Raw genomic sequence first — 1,681 nt, forward strand, 5'->3', positions numbered from 1 at the left:
CCCGCACATCCAGCCGGTCCACCCGCGCCCCCCTCGCGTTCGCCATCGTCACGTACGCCCCGTTGTCCCCCGTCCCCTGCGCGAGAACGGCGACGATCCGCAACCGCGCCGGCCGTCCGTCGCCGAGCCACACGCGTACCCGGGAGCCCACCTCGTGCCGCTCCCACTCCTCGTTCACCACGATCGAGCGGTCGTCGAGATCGCGTACGTCCCCGGCGACCACCGGCAGCCGCGAGACCGCCGCGAACGCCGCCGCGTCGGACACGGCCCGCGCGTCCGACCGTACGAGCGCGGCGCCGTCCTCCCGTACGAACACGGCCGTGGAGGCCGACCCGGAGACGATCGCCCCCGCCACCGGTACGACCCTCAGGTCCCGGCCCGTGACGACGAAGTCCGCCCGTGTCCGCTCCCGTACCTCCGCGCCCTTCGCCGCCGCCACCGTGCCCGCCGTCCCCAGCAGCGAGCCCGCCAGCGCGACCGTCACCAGCACCGGCGCGGCCACGGCGGCGGTGCGCCGTACGGACGCGGCCGCGTTCTCGCGCACCAGGAGCCCGGTCGCACCCGACCCGCGCACGAGACGGAGGGGCAGCGTGAGCAGCCGTACGGCCGGACGGACGAGCAGCGGTGCCAGCGCCGCCACCGCCGTGACCAGGAGCATCGGCTGGGTGGTGTACGTCTTGCGCTTCAGCAGGTCCGCCGGATCCGTCCCCGCCTTCCAGGCCAGCAGACCGAGCCCGCCGGCCAGCAGGACACCACCGGCCGCACGCCGGAACCGCGGCAGCCCCCCTGTGTCCACGGACGCCTCCCGCAGCGCCTCGACGGGACCGGTGCGCCCGGCCCGCCGTGCCGCGGCCCAGGCACCCGACAGGGCCACCGACACACCCGTCCAGAAGGCGACGTGGTACGGCCACACGACCTCACCGGCCGGCGCGAACCACGACGGTGCCACCCCTCCCTCCACCAACTCCCGTACCAGCAACGGCGCTCCCCACGCCCCCAGCGCGCACCCCGCCGCCGACGCCACGAACCCGACAGCCAGCGCCTCCCCGAGGAGCAGCCGCCGCACCTGTCCCGGCGTCGCGCCCGCCATCCGCAGCAGCCCGAACTCCCGCCTCCGCAGCGCCACCACGAACGCGAAGGTCGACGCCGTGACGAAGACGGAGACGAACGCCGTGACCCCCGCCGCCGTACCGAGCAGCGAGTTGACCGCGACGAGAGCCTCGGCGTCCCGCTCGAACGAGGGGTCGGCCCGCCGGCGGTCGTCCCCCGTGAGCACGCGGGCACGGTCCCCGACGACCGCGCGGACGGCCGCGACCGGCGCGTCCACACCCACCGCGTCCACACCCGCCGCGTCCCGGGCCGTTCCGTCCGTCCGGACCCGCCCCAGCGCCCGCAGTTCGGCGAGCAGCCGGCCGTCCACAGGCTGTGGATGAGCCAGCTTCTTCGTCACGCGCACCGTGTCCGCGGCCCGCCGCACCTCCACGCTCAGCGTGTCCCGGCCCTGCACGACAACCGGCGAGGACGCGAAGCGCTCCGGCTCCCGTTCGGGCGCGTCGAACGTCGCGGCGAGACCGAGCCCCATCGCCGCCATCACCCCGACCCCGAGCGCCACGGCGACGAACGACCCGAGCAGCGAGGCCCAGCGCGCCCGCAGAGAGGAAAGAACCACGGTCAGCACGCC

At 75.8% G+C, this 1,681-nt stretch carries 1 protein-coding gene; it reads right to left on the reverse strand.

Annotated features, from left to right (window positions below):
* A partial coding sequence (locus tag FNH04_RS45715) for an ABC transporter permease (RefSeq protein ID WP_322725752.1) occupies positions 1–1,678 on the reverse strand: 1,678 nt, incomplete at its 3' end.
* Positions 1,679–1,681 lie beyond the last annotated feature (3 nt).

Source organism: Streptomyces phyllanthi (genome assembly GCF_009377205.1).
Lineage (GTDB): Bacteria > Actinomycetota > Actinomycetes > Streptomycetales > Streptomycetaceae > Streptomyces > Streptomyces phyllanthi.